Source organism: Streptomyces cyaneochromogenes (assembly GCF_003963535.1).
In the GTDB taxonomy this organism is placed as follows: Bacteria; Actinomycetota; Actinomycetes; order Streptomycetales; family Streptomycetaceae; genus Streptomyces; species Streptomyces shaanxiensis.
The window spans coordinates 2,859,697-2,883,553 of record NZ_CP034539.1; the positions used below are offsets into that span (position 1 = coordinate 2,859,697).

The window sequence follows — 23,857 nt, forward strand, 5'->3', positions numbered from 1 at the left end:
CGCAGTACGCCGCTTCAAGGTCACTCCACCCTTGGACGTACCAGCCCCGACTCGTACGCGATCACCACGAGCTGCGCCCGGTCACGCGCGCCGAGCTTGGACATGGCCCGGTTGACGTGCGTCTTCACCGTCAGTGGGCTGACTTCCAGCCGCTCGGCGATCTCGTCGTTGGAGTGCCCGCCGGCGACCTGCACCAGGACCTCGCGCTCCCGGACGGTCAGCGCGTCGAGCCGCTCGGCGCGGGCCGGGTCGCGGCCGTCGTCCGCGCCGTCGCCCTGGGCGAGGAAGCGGGCGATCAGGCCCTTGGTGGCCGCCGGGGACAGCAGGGCCTCGCCACCGGCCGCGACGCGGATGGCGGCGAGGAGTTCCTCGGGTTCGGAGCCCTTCCCGAGGAACCCGGAGGCGCCGGCGCGCAGCGACTGCACGACATAGTCGTCGACCTCGAAGGTGGTGAGGATGACGACGCGGACGTGGGCGAGGGTGGGGTCGGCACTGATCATGCGGGTGGCGGCGAGGCCGTCGGTGCCGGGCATCCGGATGTCCATCAGCACGACGTCGGCCCGCTGCTCCTTGGCCAGCCGCACCGCCTGCGCCCCGTCGGACGCCTCGGCGACGACCTCCATGTCGGGCTCGGAGTCGACGAGCACCCGGAAGGCGCTGCGCAGGAGGGCCTGGTCGTCGGCGAGCAGGACACGGATGGTCATGGCAGGTCCTCTGTGCGGGGCAGGATGCGGATGGCTTCGCCCTACGACAACTTCCGCGGGGTGCGCGTGAGTTCCGCGGCTGCGTCAGGCTGAGTGCCGGGGCTTGGTCATACGGCGTCCTCCGCGGCGCGGGTACGGCTCTTGACCGGCAGGATCGCATGGACGCGGAAGCCGCCTCCGTAGCGGGGGCCGGTGGTGAGCGTGCCGCGCAGGGCGGTGACGCGCTCGCGCATGCCGAGCAGGCCGTGGCCGCCGCCCTCGGGGGTGTCGTCCTCGCCGGCACCGTCGTCCAGGACGGTGATCTCGACGTTCGGGCCCACGCGCACGACGCTGACCTCGGCCTTGGCGTCCGGGCCCGCGTGCTTCTGCACGTTGGTGAGGGCCTCCTGGATGACGCGGTAGGCGGCGAGGTCGACGGCGGCGGGGAGGGTGGTGCCCTGGTCGGCGCGGGCGACCTCCACCGGGAGGCCCGCGCTGCGGAAGGTGCCCGCGAGTTCGTCGAGGCGATCGAGGCCGGGGGCGGGTTCGGTGGGGGCCTCGGGGTCGCCGGACTGGCGGAGCAGGCCGACGGTGGCGCGGAGTTCGTTGAGCGCGGAGCGGCTGGCCTCGCGTACGTGGGCCAGGGCCTCCTTGGCCTGGTCGGGGCGCTTGTCCATGACGTGGGCGGCGACGCCGGCCTGGACGTTGACGAGGGCGATGTGGTGGGCGACGACGTCGTGCAGGTCCCGGGCGATCCGCAGGCGCTCCTCGGCGACGCGGCGGCGGGCCTCCTCCTCGCGGGTGCGCTCGGCTCGTTCGGCGCGCTCACGGATGGCGGCGACGACTGCGCGGCGGCTGCGGACCGCGTCGCCGGCGGTGGCGCCGATGCCGGTCCAGGCGAAGATGGCGAGGTTCTCCTGGGCGTACCAGGGCAGCGGGCCGGCGAGCATGGCGGAGCCGGTGAGGACGGTCATGGTGAGCAGGCCGACGCGCCAGGTGGTGGGGCGGTCGGTGGTCGAGGCGACGGTGTAGAGCGCGATGACCGCGGACATGGCGACGGGGGCGCGGGGGTCGCCGGTGACGGACTCGACCAGGGCCACGGCGCCGGTGACGGCGAGGACCGTCATGGGGGCGCGGCGGCGGAAGACCAGCGCCGCGGCGCCGACGGCGATGAGGACGAGGCTGAGTGCGTCCGGGGTGCGGAAGGTCCAGGTGACCCCGGCCTTCCCGTGCGGGTCCACGAACGATCCGGCCACCATGCAGGCGAGTACGCCCACGGCCAGCGCCGCGTCCAGCGCCATGGGGTGCGCTTTCAGATGCCGACGGGCTCGTTCGAGGGTGCTCACGTCTGATTACGGTACGGCGTCCCCGCGGGGCTTGGAACGGGGGCCAACTGGAGGTTCCTGGTCTGATGCGCCCGGCGTCGCGGTCCGAGTCCCTGGGGGCTGCGGCCCCCGGACCCCGCTTCGACCCTGAACGGGCCTCGTCCTCAAACGCCGGACGGGCTGATGCGACTCACCCCGGGATCAAGCCGTCATCGCTCAGCAGCTCCCGGACCTCCTCCAAGGTCGCATCCGGCGACGGCAGGATCAGTTCCGACGGTTCCAGGGAGTCGTCGGGCAGGGGCTCGCCCATGTCCCGGACCTTCTCGAGCAGGGCGTGCAGGGTGGCGCGGAAACCGGGGCCGTCGCCGTTCTCCATCTCCGCCAGGAGCTCGTCGTCGAGCTTGTTCAGCTCGGGCAGGTGGCTGTCGGACAGCTTCACCTGCCCCTCGCCCATGATCCGGATGATCATGTCGCCCATCGCGCCCTCCTAGGCGTGGGCCCCGGCCGTCGGCTACTGCTTGTCGAAGCGCGGGGTGTCCTGCGGCTGCTGCTGGGACTGCGACTGGCCGTTGCCGCCCTCGATGGCCTGCTGTCCGCCGGCCGAGCCGCCCGCCAGTTCCGCCTTCATGCGCTGCAGCTCCAGCTCTACATCCGTACCACCGGAGAGCCGGTCCAGCTCGGCCTGGATGTCGTCCTTGTGCATGCCGGACTGGTCGTCCAGGGCGCCGGAGGCGAGCAGTTCGTCGATGGCACCCGCGCGTGCCTGGAGCTGGGCCGTCTTGTCCTCGGCCCGCTGGATCGCCAGGCCGACGTCGCCCATCTCCTCCGAGATGCCGGAGAACGCCTCGCCGATCCGGGTCTGTGCCTGGGCCGCGGTGTACGTGGCCTTGATCGTCTCCTTCTTGGTGCGGAAGGCGTCGACCTTCGCCTGCAGACGCTGGGCCGCGAGGGTGAGCTTCTCCTCCTCGCCCTGCAGCGTCGCGTGCTGGGTCTCCAGGTCCGTCACCTGCTGCTGGAGGGCGGCGCGGCGCGACAGCGCCTCGCGGGCCAGGTCCTCGCGGCCCAGCGCGAGCGCCTTGCGGCCCTGGTCCTCCAGCTTCGACGACTGCTGCTGGAGTTGGTTGAGCTGGAGTTCCAGCCGCTTGCGCGAGGTGGCCACGTCCGCGACGCCGCGACGGACCTTCTGGAGCAGTTCCAGCTGCTTCTGGTACGAGTAATCGAGGGTCTCGCGCGGGTCCTCGGCCCGGTCAAGGGCCTTGTTCGCCTTCGCGCGGAAGATCATCCCCATACGCTTCATGACACCGCTCATGGGCTTCGCGCGCCCCCTTCTGACGTCCAGCTCCAGCTCTGCGACAGAACCCACAGTACGGGCCCTGCATCCATTGACGCACTGTTCGGGGACGGATGCGCTCATCCCCAAGGACGACTGCGTACGCTCCCGCTCCGGCGTAAGGAGTAGGTGACTCCCGGGTGTCGGCCGGGTGCCGACACAGGTGCCCCCCACGGGCCTGCCCGTGGTCTCCTCGGGGCCGCCGAACGGACCGTCTGCAACGTCCCCTCTGTCCCCCTACGACGACTGGTGTTGCCGGATCGTTCCCCACCGGGCTGGGGTCCATGCCCCGGGACCCCGTACCCTTGGGTTTTGTGTTCCGTAGCCGTGCGAAGGATGAGAAGGCCCAGGCAGCCGACAAGGCGCCGGTGACCGACTCCAACGAGACCCGCCACCCCGAGGCCCCCAAGGGCCGCCCCACGCCCAAGCGCAGTGAGGCCCAGTCGCAGCGTCGGAGCGTGGCCAACACGTCGATGACGCGCAAGGACGCCGCCAAGCGCCAGCGCGAGGAGCGCCGGGCCGCCCTGGAGAAGCAGCGCCAGGCGCTGGCCGGGGGCGACGAGCGGTATCTGCCGGCCCGTGACAAGGGTCCGGTCCGCAAGTTCGCGCGGGACTTCATCGACTCCCGCTTCAACATCGCGGAGTTCTTCCTGCCGATGGCCGTGGTCATCCTGGTGCTGAGCATGGTCCAGGTGCCGGCGCTGCAGAACATCGCGCTGCTGCTGTGGCTGGTCGTGATCGTGCTGATCGTGCTCGACTCGATCGTCACCGGCGTCCGCCTGAAGAAGCGGCTGAACGAGCGCTTCCCCGACGACAACCGGCGCGGCGCCGTCGCCTACGCGCTGATGCGCTCTCTCCAGATGCGTCGGCTCCGGCTGCCGAAGCCGCAGGTCAAGCGCGGAGAGCGGCCCTGAGCGCAGCCGCTTTTTCCGGGGGTGCGGCCGATGCCTGGCTGAGCAAGCTCGGCGGGCTGCGTGATGTCGTACGACAGGAGCTGGTCGCCCGGCAGCTCGACGAGCAGATAGCCGGGCGGTTCCCGGTCGGGCAGCGGCTGCGGGTGCTCGACGTGGGAATGGGCCAGGGCACGCAGGCGCTGCGCCTGGCCCGGGCCGGGCACCAGGTGACCGGTGTGGAGCAGGACCCGCAGATGATCGCGGCGGCCCGCGAGGAGCTCGCCGGCGAGCCCGAGGGGATCCGGGAGCGGGTCCGTATCGTCCAGGGGGACGGGCGGGACACCGGTGTCCACTTCCTGCCGGGCAGCTTCGACGTCGTGCTCTGTCACGGCGTGCTGATGTACATCGAGGAGCCCGATCCGCTGCTGGCCGGGCTGGCCCGGATGCTCGCCCCGGGCGGACTGCTGTCCCTGCTCGTGCGCAACGGCGACGCGCTGGCCGTGCGGCCGGGGCTGGGCGGGGACTGGGCCGGGGCGCTGACCGCCTTCGACACGACCACGTATCGCAATCGGCTGGGGCTCGACGTACGGGCGGACCGGCTCGCGGAGCTGACGTCGACGCTCGCGGGCATCGGGGCGCCGCTGCACGTCTGGTACGGGGTGCGGGTCTTCACCGACACGGCGGCCGACGGGGCCGAGATCCCGGCGGACGTCGAGGCGCTGCTGGCGGTCGAGGAGCGGGCCGGGAAGACGGATCCGTATCGGGGCATCGCGGCGTTGCTGCATCTGTGCGGAGTACGCGGCTGAGCGCGTTCGGGCGAGCGGTGACGGGGGCGAGGGTGTACGGCCCTCGCCCCCGGTCCGGTCATGCCTCGGCGTGCAGGCTCATCGGCCCGTAGATCTCGGCGGCGTCCTCGAACAGCCGCACCTGGTCGGCGCCGCCTTCCTGCAGGGCCTTCCAGTGCTCCCCGATCCAGGACTCGGCGTCCCCCTGCGTGGTGAACTCTTCGGGCTGCACGGCGGGTTGGACCTCCGCCCCGTCCGCCTTCTCGAACCGCCACGTCCATGCCGCCATGTACGCCTCCAAGGTGTCAGCACATGCAGAGCACGAGCCTATGTGCTCCGCGGGTGAGCCGGAACACGATCAAGGTAGTGGGTCACTTGCGGGCCGTGGGGGCCGGTCGCGCCCGCGCGGCGCAGCGGCATGTCGTCAGGGTCCCGCGCCCCTGACTGGCGCTCCTTCGGGGCCGCCGGTGCGCGCGACCACTCGCGACCGGCGAAAATCGGTCCGTGGAACTGACTCTCCTCGGCACCGGTGCCCCCGCGGGACTCCCCCGCCCCGACTGTCCGTGCGCGGCGTGTGCCAGTGCGCTCGGTGATGACGCGCGGGCGGCGACCGCGTTGCTCGTGGACGGGGCGCTGTTGCTCGATCTGACGCCCGGGGCGGCGTTCGCGGCTGCTCGGGCGGGGCGTTCGCTGGGCGGCGTACGGCAGGTGTTGCTGTCGCATCCGCACAACGGGCCGGCCGTCGAGGTGCCCGCGGGGCTGCCGCAGCCCGGTCGGGTGCCGGACGGGCGGGAGTTGGCGTTGCTGACGGGGCATCGGGTGCGGGCCGTGGCGATGGACTCGCCGGGCACGGGGTACGCGGTGACCGGGCCGGACGGGCAGCGGCTGCTGTATCTGCCGCCGGGGGGTGCGCCGGCCGGGCTGGAGGAGGGCGCCGTCGGGATGTACGACATGGTGGTCGCCGATGTCGTGGGGCGGCCGGACGCGCTGGCCAAGCTGCGGGCGGTGGGCGCGGTCGGGCCGACGACGGATGTCGTCGCCGTCCATCTGGACCATGACGTACCGCCGGGTGCCGAGTTGCGGCGGCAGTTGGCCGCGGCGGGGGCGCGGGCGGTGCCGGACGGGGCGACGCTGGTGGTGGGGGCGTACGAGGATGTGCCGGACGTGCCCCGGCGGACCCTGGTGGTGGGCGGGGCCCGGTCCGGGAAGTCGGTGGAGGCGGAGCGGCGGCTGGAGGCCTTTCCGGACGTGCTGTACGTGGCGACCGGCGGCACCCGGGGCGGGGACACCGAGTGGGCGGAGCGGGTCGCCGCGCACCGGGAGCGGCGGCCGGGGTCGTGGCGTACGACCGAGACGTGCGACCTGGTGCCGCTGCTGGCCGTGGACGGGCCGCCGTTGCTGATCGACTGTCTGTCCCTGTGGCTGACCGATGTCATGGACTCCGTCGGGGCGTGGGACGACGCCGTGTGGGCCGATGGCGGGGAGCGGGCCCTGCGGGAACGGGTGCGGGAGTTGACGGACGCGGTGCGGGCCACGCGGCGGACCGTGGTGGCGGTGTCCAACGAGGTGGGGTCGGGGATCGTGCCGGCGACGGCGTCGGGGCGGCGGTACCGGGACGAGCTGGGGCGGCTGAACGCGGCGTTCGCCGGGGAGTGCGAGCAGGTGGTGCTGGTGGTGGCGGGGCAGGCGCTGGTGCTGCGCGGCTAGGCCCTGTCGTTTGGATCAGGCCGGCTGTGAGGGCAGTGCCTTCCGGCCGACCCGAGCGGGGTCTGGTGCGTGCAGCTGCAAGGCGGAGGAGGGAGTCGACGCGATGGGGGTCCCCCCGCGCGAGGTTGTTCGAGCGTGGGGGAGTCGGCGAGTGACGACAACGCGGCTGGGGTCCCCCCTCTGGGGGAGCGCGTGCCAGACCCCGCGACGCCGGCATGATCCAAACGACAGGGCCAAGGGCCCTACTGATGGATCTCAGGCCGGTGCGGGCGGTGCCGCCGGGGCGGTGCGTGGTGCTGGTGCCGACGGTGCCGCGGGCCGGGTCGGCTCCTTGCGGGCGATGATCCGGTACGCGTTGGACAGGGGTGTGAGGCGGAGTACGGGGGCCAGGACGAGGTCGATCGCCCAGGCGACGGCCACCAGGGGCGCGCCCAGCAAGGCCAGTACCGGGCCGAGGAGGAGGTTCAGCACCAGGGCGGTCGTGGCCGCGAGGTCGTACGGGATGTGCGGGGTGCGGCGGTCCGTCGCCACGATCGTGCAGCCCTGCGACCGCAGTTCCTCCTGGAGTGCGGGCAGGGGCAGCAGATGCAGGTGGCCGTGCGGGCTCTGCGGGATCCATGCCACGCCGAACAGCAGGGCGAACGCGCTGCGCGGGTTGGGCAGTTCGAGGACGAGGTGGCCGCCGGGGCGCAGGACCGCGAGGGCGGCACGGAGTTCCGCGCGGGGGTCCGGGCTGAGTTCCAGGTGGCGGAGCATGCTGACGACGTCGTAGCGGGTCCGCAGCCGAGCCGTGATCCGAGGGTCCGTCAGTTGCCCTACGTGGGCCTCCTCGATCCGCTCGGCCACGCGCGCGTGCAGGACTCTGTGGGTCGGGTCCAGGCCGTCGAACGCGGTGTAGGGAAAGACTTCCTTCGCCGCCTCCGGGAAGCGCGCGTCCCCCGTACCCACGTCCAGCCAGCTCTCCGGCTCGGCGAAGGGGAGCGTTGCGCGCGCCGCGGCTCTCAGCCGACGCGGCGAGGCCTGCCGCACGATCCTCAGGAACCGGGGGGCGTAGGTGTGGTCCCGGCACACGCCGAGGGTGAACGGGCAGGCGGCGCGGCGTCGTTCGAAGGGTGCGGTCGCGGTCATGGCGGCTCCCGGGCGCGAGGGCGTACGGCGGGGGCGTACGGCGGGCGTACTGCGGGGGGACGGCGGAATGGTGCTGCGAGCATGCCCCGACAATCCACTGCAAAACGGAACGTATGGGATGGCGATCCAGGGTGCAACGACGTCATGCCGATGGGGCGGTGACGTGGCGGGGCCCCTGGTGGCCATGTGGCGCCGTTCTGTTCGACCGGTGCCGGTACTGTTCGGCGAATGAGCTCGCTTAATCTCGACGACTTCTCCGACCTGATCGAGCGCCCCGACGGTGGGGTGCGCCGTGACGCCGAGGCGCGCCGTGAGCGTCAGATCGTGCCGCCCGGGGCGCTGGGTCGCCTCGACGAACTGGGTGAGTGGCTGGCGGCGGCGCAGTCGGCCGTGCCGGTGCGGCCGATCGAACAGCCGCGGGTCGTGCTGTTCGCCGGTGACCACGGCGTCGCCGAGCTGGGCGTGTCGGCCCGGCCGGCGGGCGGCGCCGGGGAGTTGGTGCGGGAGATCCTCGAGGGCGGCCGGCCCGTGTCCGTGCTCGCGCGGCGGCTCGGGGTTCCGGTGCGGGTCGTCGACATGGCGCTGGACTGCGATCCGCAGTCGCTGCCGGAGTCGGTCGTACGGCACCGGGTGCGGCGCGGCAGCGGTCGTATCGACGTCGAGGACGCGGTGACCCTGGAGGAGGCGGAGGCCGCCTTCCGGGCCGGGGTGGCGGTGGCCGACGAGGAGGCCGACTCGGGTACGGATCTGGTGGTGCTCGGCGATGTGAGCGTCGGCGGGACGACCGCGGCCGGAGTCCTGGTCGCGGCGCTGTGCGGGACCGACGCCTCCGTGGTCACCGGGCGGGGCGGGCTGGCCATCGACGACCTCGCGTGGATGCGCAAGTGCGCGGCGATCCGGGACGCGCTGCGCCGGGCGCGGCCCGTGCTCGGGGACCAGCTGCAGCTGCTCGCGACGGTGGGCGGCGCCGACCTCGCCGCGATCACGGGGTTCCTGCTGCAGAGCGCGGTGCGGAAGTTGCCGGTCGTGCTGGACGGCGTGGTGGTCGCCGCCTGTGCGCTGGTGGGGCAGCGGATCGCGTTCCGGGCTCCGGACTGGTGGCTGGCCGCGCACAACAGCGGGGAGCCGGGGCAGGCCAAGGCGCTGGACCGCATGGCCCTGGAGCCCCTGCTCGACCAGGGCGTGAAGGTCGGCGAGGGGGCCGGTGGCCTGCTGGCCCTGCCGATGGTCCAGGCCGCGGCGGCGCTGGCCGCGGAGCTGCCGGAGAAGCCGAAGGAGTCGGAGACTGCGGAGACTGCGGGGGACGACGAGCCGGAGACGCAGTCGGCCACCGAGTAGTTGGAGGTGACGAGCGATTCGTCACCTCTGTGCACATAATCCCCGTATGAGTACCCTCGCCCGCCTGGCTCGCGCCGAGTGGGGGTCGCTGTATCTCGCCGTGCGGGGGGCGTGGACGGCGCGGCGGTGGAGGGCTGTTCCCCTGACCCTCGGGGCCGTGTGTCTGACCGGGGTCATGCACGGTGTGCAGCATCAGGCCTGGGGGTATCAGGTCGTCCAGAACCTCGGGGCCGTCCGGGCCGAGGATCCCCTCTGGCTCGCGCTCCTGCGGACGCCGCTGTCGCTGTTCGTGCCCGCCCTGGACCTGCCGGTGTGGGGTGCGCTCGCGCAGATACTGATCGTGTTCGGGATCGCCGAGATGTGCCTGGGGTGGTGGCGGACCCTCGTCATCGCCTACGTCGCCACCCTCGCCGGCACCCTGTACGCGCGCGTGGGCCTCGCGCTCGGCCCGGGCAACCCGATCGGGCTGCCCGCCTCGGACGCCCGGGTCGTGGACACGGGACCGTCGGCGGCCGTGGTGGGGCTGGCGGTGTTCCTCGGGTGGCGGTACGGCGCGTATCTCACGGCCGGTGCGGTGATCGCGGTGATGGTGGTCGAGGTGGCGCTGAAGGAGAACCTCGCCGGGAAGGAGCACCTGGCGGCCATCGCGGCTGTGTTGGTGCTGTGCGCGGTGGCCGCGGTGGGTCAGCGGCGTTCCAGGGCGCGGGCCGAGTCGACGTCGGGCGCGCCGCCGATCCAGTCCTGAAGCTTGCGGCTGGGGCCCACCCAGCGCTTGTCGTGGTGGTAGGCGCGCAGCTGGGCCTTGGCCCGGGCACGCGGGCGGCGGCGGTAGAAGCGCTTCGCCCAGGGGGAGGCGGGACGGGCCAGGCGGACGGCGCCGAACAGGGCGACGAAGGGGATGACCAGCCCGAAGATCGCGATACGGGCCTTGCCCTTGGCGAGGGCGATCAGGGCGACGAGGAAGTTTCCGAAGATCGTGCTGAGCACCGTCCCGCGGTTCTGCAGCTCGTCGTCGTTGAGGTCGTTGACGCCGAAGGGCGCGTAGCCGAGGAGGAACAGGCCGACCACGGCGGCGGTGAGCACGACCACCTCGACGCTCTTGCGGCCCGCCTCGGTCCAGTAGACGTCGTCCAGATGCAGGATCAGGGCGAACTCGTCCATCACCAGTCCCGCGCCGATCCCGAACACCACCGCGGCCGCGGCCGAGCCGAAGCCGCGCTGACCGCCGGCGACCGCGCAGAACCCGCCGATGACCGTGAGGAGGACGCCGGGGACGACATGGTGGATGTGGACGGCGCCGGTCTCGATGTTGCGGAAGGGCCCTTTTCCCGCGCGGATGAGGCGGGTGATCATCCGGGTGACGAGGAAGGTGACCACGAAGGCGGTCAGGGCCAGGAGCAGCGGGAGCTTCCCCGGTTCGATGATGTTGCGCTGCCACCAGTCACCCATGGTTTCAGTGTGTCCGGGACAGGGGTGGGCCGCCTGGCGTAGACGGCGTCCGGGCTACCCTGCCGACGTGTCCATGACCCCGCCGCCCCTGCACGGTCTCCGTTTCGCCTTCGGCACCCTCAGTGTGCTGCCGGTCAAGGTGAGCCGGTGGGACCGGGAAGCGGCGCGCGGCGGGATGCTGTGCGCCCCGCTGGTCGGGGTGGTCCTCGGCTGTGGAGCCGCTTTCGTCGCGCTGGTGCTGCTGTTCCTCGGCGCCGGTCCCCTCCTCGCCGCCGTGGCGGGCGCCGCCGTCCCCGCCGTGCTCACCCGGGGCCTGCATCTCGACGGCCTCGCCGACACCGCCGACGGGCTCGGCAGCGGCAAGCCCGCCGAGGACGCGCTGCGGATCATGAAGCAGTCGGACATCGGGCCGTTCGGCGTCATCACGCTCGTGTTCGTGCTACTCGCGCAGGCCGCCGCCCTCGCCCGCATCTACGACGGCTCGTGGGCCCGGGGCGCTCTCGCCACCGTCGTCTCGGCCGTCGCCGCCCGGCTCGCCCTCACCCTCGCCGCACGCACCGGCGTGCCCGCCGCGCGGCCGGAGGGGCTGGGGGCCGCGGTGGCCGGCGTCGTCCCGGTACGGCGTGCGGTGACCGTGGCCCTGGCCGCGACCGGTGTCGCCGCCGCGGCGGGCGCGCTGCTCGGGACGTACGACATCGCGCGCACCGCCCTCGCGGTCCTCGCCGCGCTCGCCGCCGCCGAGCTCCTCCTGCGGCACTGCACACGCCGCTTCGGCGGCGTCACCGGCGACGTCTTCGGCGGGCTCGCGGAGACGGCGGCGACGACCGCGCTGGTCGTGCTGTCACTGGGCTGACCCGAGGTCCAGCCCGTGCGGCAACGTGCCCCACGGATGAGCGCCCTCGCCCGGCACCGCGCAGTGCACCGTGGCCCCGCGCTCGCGCGCCCGCGCCGCGAGGTCGGCGCCGGCCGGGACGCCGTACACCAGATGGCACAGCCGCACCCCGGACCCGCCCCGCCACCGCTGCGGGCCGAGCCGGGTGTACGTCGCCCAGGTGCCCTCGAAGGTGACCAGGACGTCCGCGATCCTGGCGTACGACGGGTGCGGTGCCGTGCCGTGGTTCAGGACGAGGGTGCCGTGGCCGGCGCCCCAGGCGGCCGTCGCGAGCCGCTGGTAGTACCCGAACTCCTCGCGTCCGGCGGCGACCTGGTCGAGGAAGACGCCGTCCGCGCCGTACCAGTCGCGGTGCCGCCCGAGGTCGCGTACGACGTCGGCGCCGGGCCTGCGGCCGTAGTCGGTGTCGGCATAGCCGAGCACCCGCACGTCCGCGTTCCGCAGCCGGTCCGCGACCTCGGCGAACGCCGGGTCGGGCGCGTCGCCGGGGCCGCTGGCCGGGTTCAGGACGACGCCGTAGAGGCGGGGCGCGGCCGCGATGATCGCGTCCCATTCGGCGGGGCGGACGGACGGATGCTCGTAGTAGGGGATCAGCAGGTCTCTCATCGGTGGGCGGTCGCTCTCCCCAGCAGGGCGCAGACGAGGGTGGCCTGGGCCACCGCGGCCGTCCCGTGGACGGTCAGGCCGATCCAGTGCGGGCTGCCCGAGTGCGTCACCAGGGCCAGTGTCTGGGCGAGGGCGGCCGCGCAGCAGATCGCCGCCGCGCTGAGCACCGCGCCGAAGGACTGCAGCAGCAGGCCCGTCCACAGGACCACGCCCAGCAGGAGCAGTCCGGCGAGGCGGACGCCGGCGATTCCGGGGGCGTGCGGCCACAGGGCCGAGGTGGTGAGGCTGAGCGCGAGCAGGGCGACCAGGTAGCCGCAGAGGCACTTCAGGAGGGTGATCACCGTGGTCCGCCGGAACGCCCTCGGTGTGCTGCTGGAGCGCAGGCCCGCGAGGCTGCCGCTGCGGAAGCGGTACAGCAGCCATTCGGCGGAGCCCATGCTGAGCGTCAGGGCCACTGCGGCCGGGGCGGATGTCGCGCTGCGCTGCTCGCCGGTGAGGAAGTCGCCCAGGGCGGTGTAGAGGACGAGGACGCCGGTGGCCAGGCCGAAGAGGGCGTACGGGAGGGAGGCGGAGAGACGGGGGCCCATTGCTGTTGATCGACTGCGGGTGCGTCGTGGCTTGTCGCGCCCACGCGGCGGTAGCCGCACATTCAATACAGCCCCGCGCCCCTTCAGGGGCGCGACCTCACGCAGGCCAAGGAACGCCACCACCGCCAGCGAACCCAGCAGCAGGATCAGTCTCGCCACGTCCGGAACCGGATGGAGCAGCGCCAGTACCGCCCCCGCCGCCATCGGCAACAACGCAGCCAGCAGGGCCCGTTCGCGGCCCATGACCAGCAGAGCCGTGGCCGCACCGAGGTAGCAGGCCTGCCCGGCGGCGAAGGCGACCGGCGCCAAGTCGGCCTTGGCCGGCGTCCCCGCCACGATCAGCGCGACCAGGGCACCCAGCAGCGCGCCCGCAGGCGCTCCGAGCAGCAGGGAGCGGCGCGCGGCATCGCGGTCGCCCAGCCCGAGCCAGGAGTACGCCCGATGGGCGAGGCCCTGGTTCCAGGTCCAGCCGACCAGCGCGCCGGCCAGCAGCGGGACCGTGCCCGCGGGGAGGCCGAAGTCGTCCTGCGGGCCGGCGAGGAGGGGGGCGCCGAGGACGTAGCCGAGGCCGGGGAGGGCGAAGACGACGCCTCTGAGGAGGCAGCCGAGCAGGCCCACCTGCCAGGGGTCGTGGACCGGGCCGTCCGGCTCCGGGTAGCGGCGCTCGACCCGCTCGTACAGCTCCTCGGCGAGGGCGAAGGAGTTCTTGACGCCGTAGCGCTCGCGTATCTGGTCGTCGGACAGGCCGTCGGACTCCAGCAGCGCGGCGATCTCGTCGGGGTGGACGGCGGCGGCTATGAAGTCGCCGAGGCGTACGGTGAGTTCGTCGAGGGGGTCGGGCCGCGCCCAGCCGGGCTTGGTGCGCTGGCGGGGGATCGAGGGCAGGGTGTCGGGGCGGGAGCCGGGCGGCATCCAGATGCTTCCGCTCACCAGCCGGTTCCGTCCGTCGCGACCTTCTCGTACCAGGGGTCGCGCAGTTCGAGGGTCCAGTCGGCGACCGTTTCGAGCGTGGGCTCGTACACCTCGGCGCTGCCCGCGAGCTCCTGGTAGATCGTCCGGAAGTTGTCCACGGAGCGGCGCAGCGTGAACCGGTCGATCACCCGCTGACGGGACAACTCGCCCAACTCCTGCCGCCGTTCGTCGTCGCGCAGGAGGGTGAGGGCGGCGGCCGCCATCTTCTCGGGCTCGCGCGGCGGGACGACGAGTCCCGTGTCGCCGACGGCCTCGCGCACTCCCCCGACGTCCGTCGAGACCGTCGTACGGCCGCAGGACATGGCCTCGATGATGGAGAACGGGAAGCCCTCGGAGATGGACGACAGCATGACCAGGTGTCCGGCCGCGTAGGCGCGCCAGACCTCGCTGATCCGGCCCTCGAAGGTCAGGCCGTCCGTCACGCCGAGCTCGGCGGCGAGCTTCTCCAGCTTGGTGCGGTAGGCCTCGCCGCCGGGCGGGACGGGGCCGAACAACCGCAGGCGGGTTTCCGGGAGTTCGGCGCGGACCATGGAGTAGGCCCGCAGCAGGGTCTCCAGGTCCTTGATGGGGTCGACGCGGCCGCACCAGGTGAGGGTGGGGATCTCGGGTTCGGGGCCGGCGTGCGGGAAGGCGTGCGGGTCGACGCCGTTGTAGACGGTGCGGATCTTGTCGGCGTCGGCGCCGCCGCGCTCCTCCCAGCGGCGGTTGTACTGGTTGCAGGGGGTGATCAGGTCGGCGGTGCGGTATCCGTGGGAGTTCAGTTCGCGGTAGAAGCCGAGCATGAACGCCTTCACCGGCCAGCGCTGGGCGTCGCTGCGGTAGCCGAGGTAGCGCTCGCGCAGGTAGATGCCGTGCTCGGTGAGGAGGAAGGGCACGCCGTCCAGCCGGCGGGCGGCGAGGGCCGGGAGGGTCGCGAGGCCGCTGCTGACGGCGTGGGCGACGGAGTCCTCGGGGATGCGGATCCCGAGGGGGCGCAGGGCGTGTTCCAGCAGGTCGGTCGCGGTGAGGGCATCGTGGACGGTCGGGCGGGCGGCCGCCGTCGGCAGATGCGGCATCGTCCATATCCACATCAGCGACCGCAGCGCCGACTCGGTGCGCAGCGCCGCCGACAGGCGTCCGTCGCGGGCCAGTTCGGCCAGCTCGTCCAGGGCGTCACCGAAGTCGCAGTGCGCCTCGGGGTCGAGGAAGGAGAGCAGGAAACGCTCGTAGGAGTCGGTGAACCGGCGCCGGGCCCTGCCGTACGGCGCTCGCTTGCGCCCCGGACGCGGGCCCCAGGTCGGCACGGAGGTGTGCCGGTAGACGTTCGGCGGCAGCTCCCAGGTCACGGGCTCGCGGCCGGTCCCGGTGAGCGACACGACGTGGAAGTCGACCTCCGGCATGCCCTTGACGAGTTGGTCGCACCAGGTGCTGACCCCGCCGTGGACGTGCGGGTACGTGCCTTCGGTGAGCATGGTGACATGACGGCCGGTACGCATCACTGCGCTGCTTCCCCCCTGTTGTGCGGATGGTGTGCGGGGAACTGCTGCCCGGACCCGGCTGCGGGTCCTTCGTGGCTGGTCGCGCCACGCGGCGGTAGCCGCAAATTCAACACAGCCCCGCGCCCCTTGAGGGCGTTGTTGCTACGGCAGTTTGAGCGTGAGCGCGGACTGCAGCAGCTCGGGCTTGGTCCAGGCCGAGCGCTCTCCCGCGTACGGCGTCCCGAACGCTGTGGTGCCGATGAGGAGTTGTTTCCTGGTCCCTTCCGGGGCGGTCACCGGGATCTGCGTCCCGGACGGGGCCTTGACGGTGACGGTACCGCCGATGCGGTACGCCGTGACGGAACCGTTGGCGAGAGCGGTCTGCCAGGCGGCACGGCGCTGGAGCTCGGTGCCGATGGCGCTCTGCGCGAGGTTCTGCACCGGGGTGTTGTCGGCGAAGAGCGCCTGGTAGTCGGCGAGCACCTTGTCCAGGACCGGGTACAGCGTCCGGTCCTCGGCCAGGTTGGACTGGTGCGCGTAGTGCGGGCGCGGGTCGCCCGCGATCGCGTGCCCGAGGGCGGTGCGGGCCTCCTGCGGGACGATGTGGGAGTCGTAGCCGGTGGTCACGTCCAGCGGGTTGTCCAGGCAGGTGGAGGCGGGGTTGGTCTCGCAGACGCCGCTGCCGCCGTCGGCCCGGGAGGTGTAGATCCAGTTGTACTCGTCGGTCATCTCCTCCTCGGTCCCCACGTTGTAGTACACGTTCATCGGGTGCCGGGGCACGGTCCGCGCGGCGCCGACCGAACGCTGGTCGGGCTCACGGGAGTTGTCCGAGGCGATCCACTTGACGCCGTTGTCGGCGAGGGCACCGGCCAGGTTCGGGTTGTCGTCGGGCTGCTGGGGCAGGGTCCGCAGACCCGAGTGCTCGCCGGTCACGAGCTCCGTGCGGTCGAGCGGGAGGCCCTTGGCGACACCCCAGTTGTGGTTGTCGCGGATCTGCGCCGAGATGTCCGAGCGGCTCATGTACTGCGTCGTGCCGACGGCGTTCTCGGCGCAGCTCCACGGCACGGTCGAGGTGTCCTGCACACAGCCGAGGAACGGGTGCGTGTAGGTGTGGTTGATCCAGCGGTACTGCGCCTTGTCGGCGAGCAGCCGGTCGGTGAGGGCGTCGGTGCCGCCGTTCTGGCTCTTCCACTCCTCGCCGGAGCCGGCGTTGTAGACCATGTCCAGCTTGAACCCGTGCTCGCGCTGCCACTGGGCGGCGTACGCCGCGTCCTCGGCGGTCATCCGGATCGGTGTGGTCCCCTCGCCGTCACCGCCCACGCAGTCGAAGTCACCGGGTGTGCAGTTGCGCTCGGTGTCCCAGCGGCTGTCGGGCGCGAAGACGTCGTCGACGTGCACCGCGAGATAGTTGCGTGCCTGGCCCAGGTGCACGCCCTGGGTCAGCCATTCGACGATGCCACGGGCGAGTACCCGGAACTGCTGCTGGTGCTGGTTGTACGCGAAGGTCACGACCAGTTCGCGGCGCCCGTCGTGGTGGTACTCGCCGATCAGGCTGCCGCGCCCGGAGCCGGCGGGCACGGGGATGTCGACATAGCTGGTGAAGCCGGTCCGGGGCCGGGCGACGTAGCCGTAACTCTCCTGTACGGACGTGTCGTTGTCCTCGAACGTGAGGGCGCCGTCGAGATAGCCGAAGTACCCCGCCCTGCCCGCGTCGGTGACGGCGGCCTGCCGCCCGTCGAGCGTTCCGGCCCAGCCGCCCTCGCTGGTGTAGTCGAGGCCGACGCCCGGGTGGGCCCAGGTGTAGGCGTCGACCTGCGGGATGCCGTAGGTCCGCTCGTAGGTCTCCAGCGCGCTCTGCTCGGCCGAACCCGCCCCGAAGGGGGCCTCGCCCGGCAGCACGACGCCCTGGTACTTGGCCCGGGGCGTGCCGTTCACCGTGTCGCTGAGGAACGTCGCCGTGATGGTCGGGCGGCTCGCGTCGTTCAGGTCGACGGTGGTGTACGGGATGCCCGTGCTCCTCAGCTGGGCGGTGATGGCTTGAACAGGACTGTCGCCGTTGTCCACGACCAGCACCTTCAGGTCGATGCGCGGCACCTCCGCGGCCGCGGCACCCGGGGCCGCGGCCAGGCCCAGGGTCAGCAGACTCGCGGCCGCCAAGGTGGCGACGCCGTTTCTGTGGTCTCTCCGTCTGCGCGCACTCTGCGCCATTGATTGCCCCTTCCCCCCAGAAGATCCCCTGCGCTCACGCATCACAAATCGGCGGAGGATCCGTGGAAATCATGCAAAGCGGCAAGCCGATCGCTCGCCGGAACCAGACGAGTGTGACTCAGCTCACCGGGGTCGAGGATCAAGAAATGACCACGACGCCTCCGACAGGTGAACGCCCGTAGGAATGAGCGAACGCTCACACGAGCGTAGGCTCATCCCGAGTGTTCGCCGCACCGGGGAAGGCCCCGCTGATACCGCACCCGTAGGTCGGAACTAGGGTCGGCCGTCGGGCCCGGTCGACCCACACCATTCGGCCATGCAACTTCACATCGGAAGCGAGATTTCACCACCGTGACTGCTCTCACTCTCAGCACCGCCGCGGCGCCCGGCCTGCGGGCCGACGCGATCGTGATCGGGGTCGCCAAGAGCACGGCGTCCAGGTCCGGGAACCTGGTCGTCGCACCCGGCGCCGAGGCCGTGGACAAGGCGTACGACGGAAAGCTCGCCGGCGTCCTGGAGACCCTCGGTGCCTCCGGTTCCGAGGGCGAGGTGACGAAGCTCCCCGCCCCCGCCGGCTTCAAGGCCCCGCTCGTGGTGGCGGTGGGCCTGGGAGCGGAGCCCGAGGACGCCAAGGACGGGACGTACGAGGGGGAGGCGCTGCGCAAGGCCGCCGGCGTCGCCGCCCGCGCCCTCGCCGGATCCAAGAAGGCCGCGTTCGCGCTGCCGCTGGGCGACGCCGGTGACGTCGGCGCGGTCGCCGAGGGCGTGCTGCTCGGGGCGTACGCCTTCGACGCCTACAAGGCGAACGGCAAGAACGAGAAGGACAAGAAGAACGGCAAGGCCCCCCTCGCCGAGGCCGCGCTGCTCGGCGGCAAGCCGCGCGACAAGGAGCACAAGGCGGCGATCGAGCGCGCCACCGCCGTCTCCGAGGAGCTCAACCGCGCCCGTGACCTGATCAACATGCCGCCGAACGACCTCAACCCGGAGTCCTTCGCCGCGATCGCCTCGGCGGCGGGCAAGGAGCACGGCATCAAGGTGCAGGTGCTCGACGAGAAGGCGCTGGTCAAGGGCGGCTACGGCGGCATCCTCGGGGTCGGCTCCGGGTCGGCGGCCGGTCCGCGGCTGGTGAAGCTGTCGTACACGCACTCCAAGGCGGCCAAGCACCTCGCCCTCGTCGGCAAGGGCATCACCTACGACTCGGGCGGCATCTCGCTGAAGCCGGCCGGGCACAACGAGACGATGAAGTGCGACATGAGCGGGGCGGCCGCCGTGTTCGCCGCCGTGGTCGCCGCCGCCCGGCTCGGGCTGCAGGTGAACATCACCGGCTGGCTGGCGCTCGCCGAGAACATGCCGTCGGGGACCGCCACCCGCCCCGGTGACGTGCTGCGCATGTACAGCGGCAAGACCGTGGAGGTGCTCAACACCGACGCCGAGGGCCGGCTGGTGCTCGCCGACGCCCTGTGGGCGGCCTCCCAGGAGACCCCGGACGCGATCGTCGACGTCGCGACGCTGACGGGTGCCATGGTGCTGGCGCTGGGAAACCGGACGTTCGGTGTCATGGGCAACGACGACGCGTTCCGCTCCGCGATCGTGGAGGCGGCCGAGGAGGTCGGTGAGGCGTCCTGGCCGATGCCGCTGCCGGAGCACCTGCGCAAGGGGATGGACTCGCCGACCGCCGACATCGCCAACATGGGTGAGCGGATGGGCGGCGGGCTGGTCGCGGGGCTCTTCCTGCGCGAGTTCGTGGGTGAGGGGATCACCTGGGCGCACCTGGACATCGCGGGGCCGGCGTTCAACGAGGGCGGGCCCTTCGGGTACACGCCGAAGGGCGGCACCGGGAGCGCGGTGCGGACGCTTGTCCGGCTCGCCGAACTCACCGCGGCCGGCGACCTGGGGTGAGGTTGCTCTGAACAAACCCTGAACAACAGGGGGCTCCGCGCGCGGGTAGGGCGGAGCCCCCATATTTATGCGCTCGATCACGCGCCTCGTCCGTCCGCTCAACTGAACGTGGGACGTCTCACACACCGGCCCGGCGTCTCGTTCGGTGTGGACAAGTGCGAAGATGGGGCTCGGCAGGACAGGGCCCCACCCCAGGGCCGAAGAAAGAGCGGCCGGACACCAGCCGCCTGTCGGTCATCGACGACCGGCGCACGGCGCACATGCATGGAGGACGTGACGTGGCGAACGACGCCAGCACCGTTTTCGACCTAGTGATCCTCGGCGGTGGTAGTGGCGGTTACGCCGCGGCCCTGCGCGGGGCGCAGCTGGGCCTGGACGTCGCCCTGATCGAGAAGGACAAGGTCGGCGGCACCTGCCTGCACCGGGGTTGCATCCCCACCAAGGCCCTGCTGCACGCGGGCGAGATCGCCGACCAGGCTCGTGAGAGCGAGCAGTTCGGTGTGAAGGCCACCTTCGAGGGCATCGACATCGCCGGGGTCCACAAGTACAAGGACGGCGTGATCGCCGGTCTGTACAAGGGCCTGCAGGGTCTCGTCGCCTCCCGCAAGGTGACGTACATCGAGGGTGAGGGCCGCCTGTCCTCCCCGACCTCCGTCGACGTCAACGGACAGCGCGTCCAGGGCCGTCACGTTCTGCTGGCGACCGGCTCCGTGCCGAAGTCGCTGCCGGGCCTGGAGATCGACGGCAACCGCATCATCTCCTCGGACCACGCCCTCGTCCTGGACCGCGTGCCGAAGTCCGCGATCATCCTCGGCGGCGGTGTCATCGGCGTCGAGTTCGCCTCGGCGTGGAAGTCCTTCGGCTCCGAGGTCACCGTCATCGAGGGCCTGAAGCACCTCGTCCCGGTCGAGGACGAGAACTCCTCCAAGCTTCTTGAGCGCGCCTTCCGCAAGCGCGGCATCAAGTTCAACCTGGGCACCTTCTTCTCGAAGGCCGAGTACACCGCCGACGGCGTCAAGGTCACCCTGGCCGACGGCAAGGAGTTCGAGGCCGAGGTCCTGCTGGTCGCCGTCGGCCGCGGCCCGGTCTCCGCCGGTCTCGGTTACGAGGAGCAGGGCGTCGCCATGGACCGCGGCTACGTCCTCGTCGACGAGTACATGCGCACCAACGTGCCGACCATCTCCGCCGTCGGTGACCTCGTCCCGACGCTCCAGCTCGCGCACGTCGGCTTCGCCGAGGGCATCCTGGTTGCGGAGCGCCTGGCCGGTCTGAAGACCGTTCCGATCGACTACGACGGTGTCCCGCGGGTGACCTACTGCCACCCCGAGGTCGCCTCCGTCGGCATCACCGAGGCCAAGGCCAAGGAGATCTACGGCGCGGACAAGGTCGTCGCTCTGAAGTACAACCTCGCGGGCAACGGCAAGAGCAAGATCCTGAACACCGCGGGCGAGATCAAGCTCGTCCAGGTCAAGGACGGTGCGGTGGTCGGCGTCCACATGGTCGGCGACCGCATGGGCGAGCAGGTCGGCGAGGCCCAGCTCATCTACAACTGGGAGGCCCTGCCGGCCGAGGTCGCCCAGCTCATCCACGCCCACCCGACGCAGAACGAGGCGCTCGGCGAGGCCCACCTGGCCCTGGCCGGCAAGCCGCTGCACGCGCACGACTGACCCTCGGTCGACGAAGCGACGACTCAGACTTCCGCAATTCGTAAGGAGCAACCGAAACCATGGCGGTTTCCGTAACCCTTCCGGCGCTCGGCGAGAGCGTCACCGAGGGCACTGTCACCCGCTGGCTGAAGGCCGAGGGTGAGCGCGTCGAGGCCGACGAGCCGCTGCTCGAGGTCTCCACCGACAAGGTCGACACCGAGATCCCCTCCCCCGCCGCCGGTGTCCTGGCGTCCATCAAGGTCGCCGAGGACGAGACGGTCGAGGTCGGCGCCGAGCTCGCCGTGATCGACGACGGGACCGGCGCCCCCGCGGCCGCCCCGGCCCCCGCCGCCGCCGAGGCTCCGGCCCCGGCCGCCGAGCCCGCCCCGGCCCCCGTGGCCGAGGCCCCGGCCGCCCCGGCGCCCGCCGCCGAGGCTCCCGCCGCCGCTCCGGCCGGTGCCGCCGAGGGCACGGACGTGGTCCTGCCCGCGCTCGGCGAGTCCGTCACCGAGGGCACCGTCACCCGCTGGCTGAAGTCGGTCGGTGACAGCGTCGAGGCCGACGAGCCGCTGCTGGAGGTGTCGACGGACAAGGTCGACACCGAGATCCCGGCCCCCGCCTCCGGCACGCTGCTGGAGATCGTGGTCGGCGAGGACGAGACGGCCGAGGTCGGCGCCAAGCTGGCCGTCATCGGCGTCGCGGGTGCCGCCCCGGCGGCCGCCCCGGCCCCGGCTGCCCCGGCTCCGGCCCCCGCCGCTCCGGCCCCGGCCGCCCCCGCGGCTCCGGCCGCTCCGGCTCCGGCCCCCGCCGCTCCGGCCGCGCCCGCCGCTGCCGCCCCGGCTCCGGCCGCCCCGGCGGCTCCGGCTCCCGCGCCGGCCCCGGTCACCCCGGCTCCGGCGGCTCCGGCCGCTCCGGCCGCCGCCCAGCCGACCGACGAGGGCGCCTACGTCACCCCGCTGGTGCGCAAGCTCGCCGCCGAGAACGGCGTCGACCTGGCCACCGTCAAGGGCACCGGCGTCGGCGGTCGTATCCGCAAGCAGGACGTCATCGCCGCCGCCGAGGCCGCGAAGGCCGCCGCCGCCGCTCCGGCTCCGGCCGCCGCTGCCCCGGCTGCCACCGCTGCCAAGAAGGCGCCGACCCTGGAGGCCTCCCCCCTCCGTGGCCAGACCGTCAAGATGCCGCGCATCCGCAAGGTCATCGGCGACAACATGGTCAAGGCGCTGCACGAGCAGGCGCAGCTGTCGTCGGTCGTCGAGGTCGACGTCACGCGTCTGATGAAGCTGCGCGCCCGGGCGAAGGACTCCTTCGCGGCCCGCGAGGGCGTCAAGCTCTCCCCGATGCCGTTCTTCGTCAAGGCCGCGGCCCAGGCGCTGAAGGCGCACGCGCCCATCAACGCCAAGATCAACGAGGCCGAGGGCACGATCACCTACTTCGACACCGAGAACATCGGTATCGCGGTGGACTCCGAGAAGGGCCTGATGACCCCGGTCATCAAGCACGCGGGCGACCTCAACATCGCCGGCATCGCCAAGGCCACGGCCGACCTGGCGGGCAAGGTCCGCGCCAACAAGATCACGCCCGACGAGCTGTCCGGCGCGACCTTCACCATCTCCAACACCGGTTCGCGCGGTGCGCTCTTCGACACGATCATCGTGCCGCCGGGCCAGGTCGCGATCCTCGGCATCGGCGCCACGGTCAAGCGCCCGGCCGTCCTGGAGACGGAGGAGGGCACGGTCATCGCCGTCCGCGACATGACCTACCTGACCCTCTCCTACGACCACCGCCTGGTGGACGGCGCCGACGCGGCCCGTTACCTGACGGCGGTCAAGGCGATCCTGGAGGCGGGCGAGTTCGAGGTCGAGCTCGGCCTGTAGGAACGCCGCCCAGTGCATACGGCGATGCCCTCGCTCCGGATTTCCGGGGCGAGGGCATCGCCGTTGTTTTTCAGGGGCGCGGGGCTGAATCGATATGCGGCTCCGCCGCGTGGGCGCGACAAGCCACACCCAACCCGCAGCCGCCAGACGACGGACCATCCCGCCCCATTAGGCACACAGGCACCGTGTAAGTCTCGTCTCACCTGCACTAAAGCGCCCTCAAGCGCCACCCCCACAGAGCGCACCGGCCTTATTGTCTAAACGTCAACGCGCCCTAAGGAGCCCTCATGACCGCCCCCGTCATCCACTCGCTGCGCGAACAGATCCGCGAGCACATCCTGGAGGGGATCATCAGCGGGCGCTGGCAGCCGGGCGAGCGAATCGTGGAGCGGCGTATCGCGACGGAGCTTGAGGTCAGCCAGACCCCCGTCCGCGAGGCCCTGCGCGAACTGGAGTCGCTGCGGCTCATCGAGTCCGCGCCCAACAAGGGCGTCCGGGTACGGAGTCTGACGGCCGCCGACCTGGAGGAGAGCTACCCGGTCCGGGCCGGCCTGGAGGCCATCGCCGCGGAGCTCGCGGCCGACCGCCTCGCGGAGGACTGCTCGGCCCTGGAGCCCCACGTCACCGCCCTCTACGACGCCGACCGCAACGCGGACGGCACCGCCCAGGTACGGCACACGGTCGCCTTCCACCGCGAGATGGTCCGCGCGGCGGGCAACTCCGTGCTGCTGCACACCTGGGAGGGCCTCGGCATCGAGGTCTTCACGGCCCTGTCGATCCGCTGGCTGGGGACCGTGCAGCAGTCGTACGCGGAGGAGCACGAGGAGCTGGTGGCCGCGTTCCAGCGCCGGGACCCGAGGATCGCCGAGATCGTCAAGGCCCACGTACTGGGCTGCGCCCCACGGCACGAGGCCTGAGCGCGACCCCGCTCATACGTATCCCCACCTGCGAAAACCGTCCCAGAACGCGGCACCCGGTGCCTGCCCGAAAGGCACCGCGTGCCGACTTTCTCGTGATCAAGAGGTTTTCGCCCTCTACCCTTTGATCGATCATCGATCAGCGAGTTATTGTCGCCGAC

The 23,857-nt window shown here is 72.1% G+C and carries 21 protein-coding genes; 10 read left to right on the plus strand and 11 right to left on the minus strand.

Annotated elements, in window-relative coordinates; translation table 11 throughout:
• Nucleotides 1-20: 20 nt before the first annotated feature.
• The 4 genes from EJ357_RS12735 to EJ357_RS12750 all read right to left on the minus strand — a co-directional run bounded on the left by EJ357_RS12735 (nucleotide 21) and on the right by EJ357_RS12750 (nucleotide 3,296).
• The gene (locus EJ357_RS12735) at nucleotides 21-704 is read right to left on the minus strand and encodes a response regulator (protein WP_126391662.1); all 684 of its coding nucleotides are present in this window, start codon (nucleotides 702-704) and stop codon (nucleotides 21-23) included.
• 107 nt (nucleotides 705-811) lie between these two features.
• The gene (locus EJ357_RS12740) at nucleotides 812-2,029 is read right to left on the minus strand and encodes a sensor histidine kinase (RefSeq protein WP_126391664.1); all 1,218 of its coding nucleotides are present in this window, start codon (nucleotides 2,027-2,029) and stop codon (nucleotides 812-814) included.
• A gap of 169 nt (nucleotides 2,030-2,198) precedes the next feature.
• Complete coding sequence (gene pspAA, locus EJ357_RS12745) at nucleotides 2,199-2,477, minus strand: PspA-associated protein PspAA (RefSeq protein ID WP_126399402.1); 279 nt, start codon at nucleotides 2,475-2,477, stop codon at nucleotides 2,199-2,201.
• Between the two features lie 42 nt (nucleotides 2,478-2,519).
• A complete protein-coding gene (locus tag EJ357_RS12750; protein WP_126399404.1) occupies nucleotides 2,520-3,296 on the minus strand; it encodes a PspA/IM30 family protein in 777 nt (258 codons plus the stop codon).
• A gap of 326 nt (nucleotides 3,297-3,622) precedes the next feature.
• Between EJ357_RS12750 and EJ357_RS12755 the strand changes: the two genes are divergently transcribed.
• Both EJ357_RS12755 and EJ357_RS12760 read left to right on the plus strand, forming a co-directional pair.
• Nucleotides 3,623-4,252, plus strand: coding sequence for a DUF3043 domain-containing protein (locus tag EJ357_RS12755; RefSeq protein WP_126391666.1), 630 nt, complete (start codon nucleotides 3,623-3,625; stop codon nucleotides 4,250-4,252).
• Between the two features lie 80 nt (nucleotides 4,253-4,332).
• Nucleotides 4,333-5,037, plus strand: coding sequence for a class I SAM-dependent methyltransferase (locus EJ357_RS12760; protein WP_126399406.1), 705 nt, complete (start codon nucleotides 4,333-4,335; stop codon nucleotides 5,035-5,037).
• Between the two features lie 58 nt (nucleotides 5,038-5,095).
• Here EJ357_RS12760 and EJ357_RS12765 read toward each other — a convergent pair whose 3' ends face one another.
• Nucleotides 5,096-5,305 (minus strand): hypothetical protein, encoded by a 210-nt coding sequence (locus tag EJ357_RS12765; RefSeq protein ID WP_126391668.1) that lies wholly within the window; start codon nucleotides 5,303-5,305, stop codon nucleotides 5,096-5,098.
• A 215-nt stretch (nucleotides 5,306-5,520) separates the two neighbouring features.
• Here EJ357_RS12765 and EJ357_RS12770 point away from each other — a divergent pair, with 215 nt between their 5' ends.
• On the plus strand, nucleotides 5,521-6,723 hold the full coding sequence (locus EJ357_RS12770; RefSeq protein ID WP_175647377.1) for a bifunctional adenosylcobinamide kinase/adenosylcobinamide-phosphate guanylyltransferase: 1,203 nt from the start codon (nucleotides 5,521-5,523) through the stop codon (nucleotides 6,721-6,723).
• Nucleotides 6,724-6,978: 255 nt separating this feature from the next.
• Here the strand turns inward: EJ357_RS12770 and EJ357_RS12775 are convergent, their stop codons facing one another.
• A complete protein-coding gene (locus EJ357_RS12775) occupies nucleotides 6,979-7,851 on the minus strand; it encodes a class I SAM-dependent methyltransferase (protein WP_126391670.1) in 873 nt (290 codons plus the stop codon).
• A 228-nt stretch (nucleotides 7,852-8,079) separates the two neighbouring features.
• Here EJ357_RS12775 and cobT point away from each other — a divergent pair, with 228 nt between their 5' ends.
• Together cobT and EJ357_RS48240 are read left to right on the plus strand one after the other, a co-directional pair.
• Nucleotides 8,080-9,189: a nicotinate-nucleotide--dimethylbenzimidazole phosphoribosyltransferase gene (gene cobT, locus EJ357_RS12780; protein WP_126391673.1), complete on the plus strand. Its 1,110-nt coding sequence runs from the start codon at nucleotides 8,080-8,082 to the stop codon at nucleotides 9,187-9,189.
• A gap of 46 nt (nucleotides 9,190-9,235) precedes the next feature.
• Nucleotides 9,236-9,934, plus strand: a complete 699-nt coding sequence (locus EJ357_RS48240) for a hypothetical protein (protein WP_175647378.1) — start codon at nucleotides 9,236-9,238, stop codon at nucleotides 9,932-9,934.
• Here the strand turns inward: EJ357_RS48240 and EJ357_RS12790 are convergent.
• Entirely contained in the window at nucleotides 9,874-10,638 is a 765-nt protein-coding gene (locus EJ357_RS12790) for a hypothetical protein (protein WP_126391675.1), read from the minus strand. The two genes, EJ357_RS48240 and EJ357_RS12790, sit on opposite strands and share 61 nt — an antisense overlap.
• A gap of 73 nt (nucleotides 10,639-10,711) precedes the next feature.
• On the opposite strand from EJ357_RS12790, the gene EJ357_RS12795 reads away from it, so the two are divergent.
• On the plus strand, nucleotides 10,712-11,491 hold the full coding sequence (locus EJ357_RS12795; RefSeq protein ID WP_175647814.1) for an adenosylcobinamide-GDP ribazoletransferase: 780 nt from the start codon (nucleotides 10,712-10,714) through the stop codon (nucleotides 11,489-11,491).
• Here EJ357_RS12795 and EJ357_RS12800 read toward each other — a convergent pair.
• From EJ357_RS12800 to EJ357_RS12815, 4 genes are all read right to left on the minus strand, one after another.
• The gene (locus EJ357_RS12800; RefSeq protein ID WP_126391679.1) at nucleotides 11,480-12,136 is read right to left on the minus strand and encodes a spherulation-specific family 4 protein; all 657 of its coding nucleotides are present in this window, start codon (nucleotides 12,134-12,136) and stop codon (nucleotides 11,480-11,482) included. The genes EJ357_RS12795 and EJ357_RS12800 overlap by 12 nt on opposite strands.
• The gene (locus EJ357_RS12805; protein WP_126391681.1) at nucleotides 12,133-13,653 is read right to left on the minus strand and encodes a hypothetical protein; all 1,521 of its coding nucleotides are present in this window, start codon (nucleotides 13,651-13,653) and stop codon (nucleotides 12,133-12,135) included. Before EJ357_RS12805 ends, EJ357_RS12800 begins: the two co-directional genes overlap by 4 nt.
• Entirely contained in the window at nucleotides 13,650-15,170 is a 1,521-nt protein-coding gene (gene pelF / locus EJ357_RS12810) for a GT4 family glycosyltransferase PelF (RefSeq protein ID WP_175647379.1), read from the minus strand. The genes EJ357_RS12805 and pelF overlap by 4 nt, the downstream gene beginning before the upstream one ends.
• 144 nt (nucleotides 15,171-15,314) lie before the next feature.
• The gene (locus tag EJ357_RS12815) at nucleotides 15,315-17,360 is read right to left on the minus strand and encodes a hypothetical protein (protein WP_228473037.1); all 2,046 of its coding nucleotides are present in this window, start codon (nucleotides 17,358-17,360) and stop codon (nucleotides 15,315-15,317) included.
• Nucleotides 17,361-17,711: 351 nt separating this feature from the next.
• Here EJ357_RS12815 and EJ357_RS12820 point away from each other — a divergent pair, with 351 nt between their 5' ends.
• From EJ357_RS12820 to EJ357_RS12835, 4 genes are all read left to right on the plus strand, one after another.
• Nucleotides 17,712-19,259, plus strand: coding sequence for a leucyl aminopeptidase (locus EJ357_RS12820; protein WP_126391686.1), 1,548 nt, complete (start codon nucleotides 17,712-17,714; stop codon nucleotides 19,257-19,259).
• Nucleotides 19,260-19,537: 278 nt separating this feature from the next.
• On the plus strand, nucleotides 19,538-20,926 hold the full coding sequence (gene lpdA / locus EJ357_RS12825; protein ID WP_175647380.1) for a dihydrolipoyl dehydrogenase: 1,389 nt from the start codon (nucleotides 19,538-19,540) through the stop codon (nucleotides 20,924-20,926).
• 59 nt (nucleotides 20,927-20,985) lie between these two features.
• Complete coding sequence (gene sucB / locus EJ357_RS12830) at nucleotides 20,986-22,779, plus strand: 2-oxoglutarate dehydrogenase, E2 component, dihydrolipoamide succinyltransferase (RefSeq protein WP_126391690.1); 1,794 nt, start codon at nucleotides 20,986-20,988, stop codon at nucleotides 22,777-22,779.
• Between the two features lie 287 nt (nucleotides 22,780-23,066).
• Nucleotides 23,067-23,696 (plus strand): GntR family transcriptional regulator, encoded by a 630-nt coding sequence (locus tag EJ357_RS12835; protein ID WP_126391692.1) that lies wholly within the window; start codon nucleotides 23,067-23,069, stop codon nucleotides 23,694-23,696.
• Nucleotides 23,697-23,857 lie beyond the last annotated feature (161 nt).

What these genes read in the sequence shown, in the direction of transcription:
- EJ357_RS48240 (WP_175647378.1), top strand. Translation starts at nt 9,236, where the DNA reads ATGAGTACCCTCGCCCGCCTGGCTCGCGCCGAGTGGGGGTCGCTGTAT.
- EJ357_RS12790 (WP_126391675.1), bottom strand. Translation starts at nt 10,638, where the DNA reads ATGGGTGACTGGTGGCAGCGCAACATCATCGAACCGGGGAAGCTCCCG.
- pspAA (WP_126399402.1), bottom strand. Translation starts at nt 2,477, where the DNA reads ATGATCATCCGGATCATGGGCGAGGGGCAGGTGAAGCTGTCCGACAGC.
- EJ357_RS12775 (WP_126391670.1), bottom strand. Translation starts at nt 7,851, where the DNA reads ATGACCGCGACCGCACCCTTCGAACGACGCCGCGCCGCCTGCCCGTTC.
- pelF (WP_175647379.1), bottom strand. Translation starts at nt 15,170, where the DNA reads ATGCGTACCGGCCGTCATGTCACCATGCTCACCGAAGGCACGTACCCG.
- cobT (WP_126391673.1), top strand. Translation starts at nt 8,080, where the DNA reads ATGAGCTCGCTTAATCTCGACGACTTCTCCGACCTGATCGAGCGCCCC.
- EJ357_RS12735 (WP_126391662.1), bottom strand. Translation starts at nt 704, where the DNA reads ATGACCATCCGTGTCCTGCTCGCCGACGACCAGGCCCTCCTGCGCAGC.
- EJ357_RS12755 (WP_126391666.1), top strand. Translation starts at nt 3,623, where the DNA reads ATGCCCCGGGACCCCGTACCCTTGGGTTTTGTGTTCCGTAGCCGTGCG.
- EJ357_RS12750 (WP_126399404.1), bottom strand. Translation starts at nt 3,296, where the DNA reads ATGGGGATGATCTTCCGCGCGAAGGCGAACAAGGCCCTTGACCGGGCC.
- sucB (WP_126391690.1), top strand. Translation starts at nt 20,986, where the DNA reads ATGGCGGTTTCCGTAACCCTTCCGGCGCTCGGCGAGAGCGTCACCGAG.
- EJ357_RS12835 (WP_126391692.1), top strand. Translation starts at nt 23,067, where the DNA reads ATGACCGCCCCCGTCATCCACTCGCTGCGCGAACAGATCCGCGAGCAC.
- EJ357_RS12795 (WP_175647814.1), top strand. Translation starts at nt 10,712, where the DNA reads ATGACCCCGCCGCCCCTGCACGGTCTCCGTTTCGCCTTCGGCACCCTC.
- EJ357_RS12815 (WP_228473037.1), bottom strand. Translation starts at nt 17,360, where the DNA reads ATGGCGCAGAGTGCGCGCAGACGGAGAGACCACAGAAACGGCGTCGCC.
- EJ357_RS12765 (WP_126391668.1), bottom strand. Translation starts at nt 5,305, where the DNA reads ATGGCGGCATGGACGTGGCGGTTCGAGAAGGCGGACGGGGCGGAGGTC.
- EJ357_RS12800 (WP_126391679.1), bottom strand. Translation starts at nt 12,136, where the DNA reads ATGAGAGACCTGCTGATCCCCTACTACGAGCATCCGTCCGTCCGCCCC.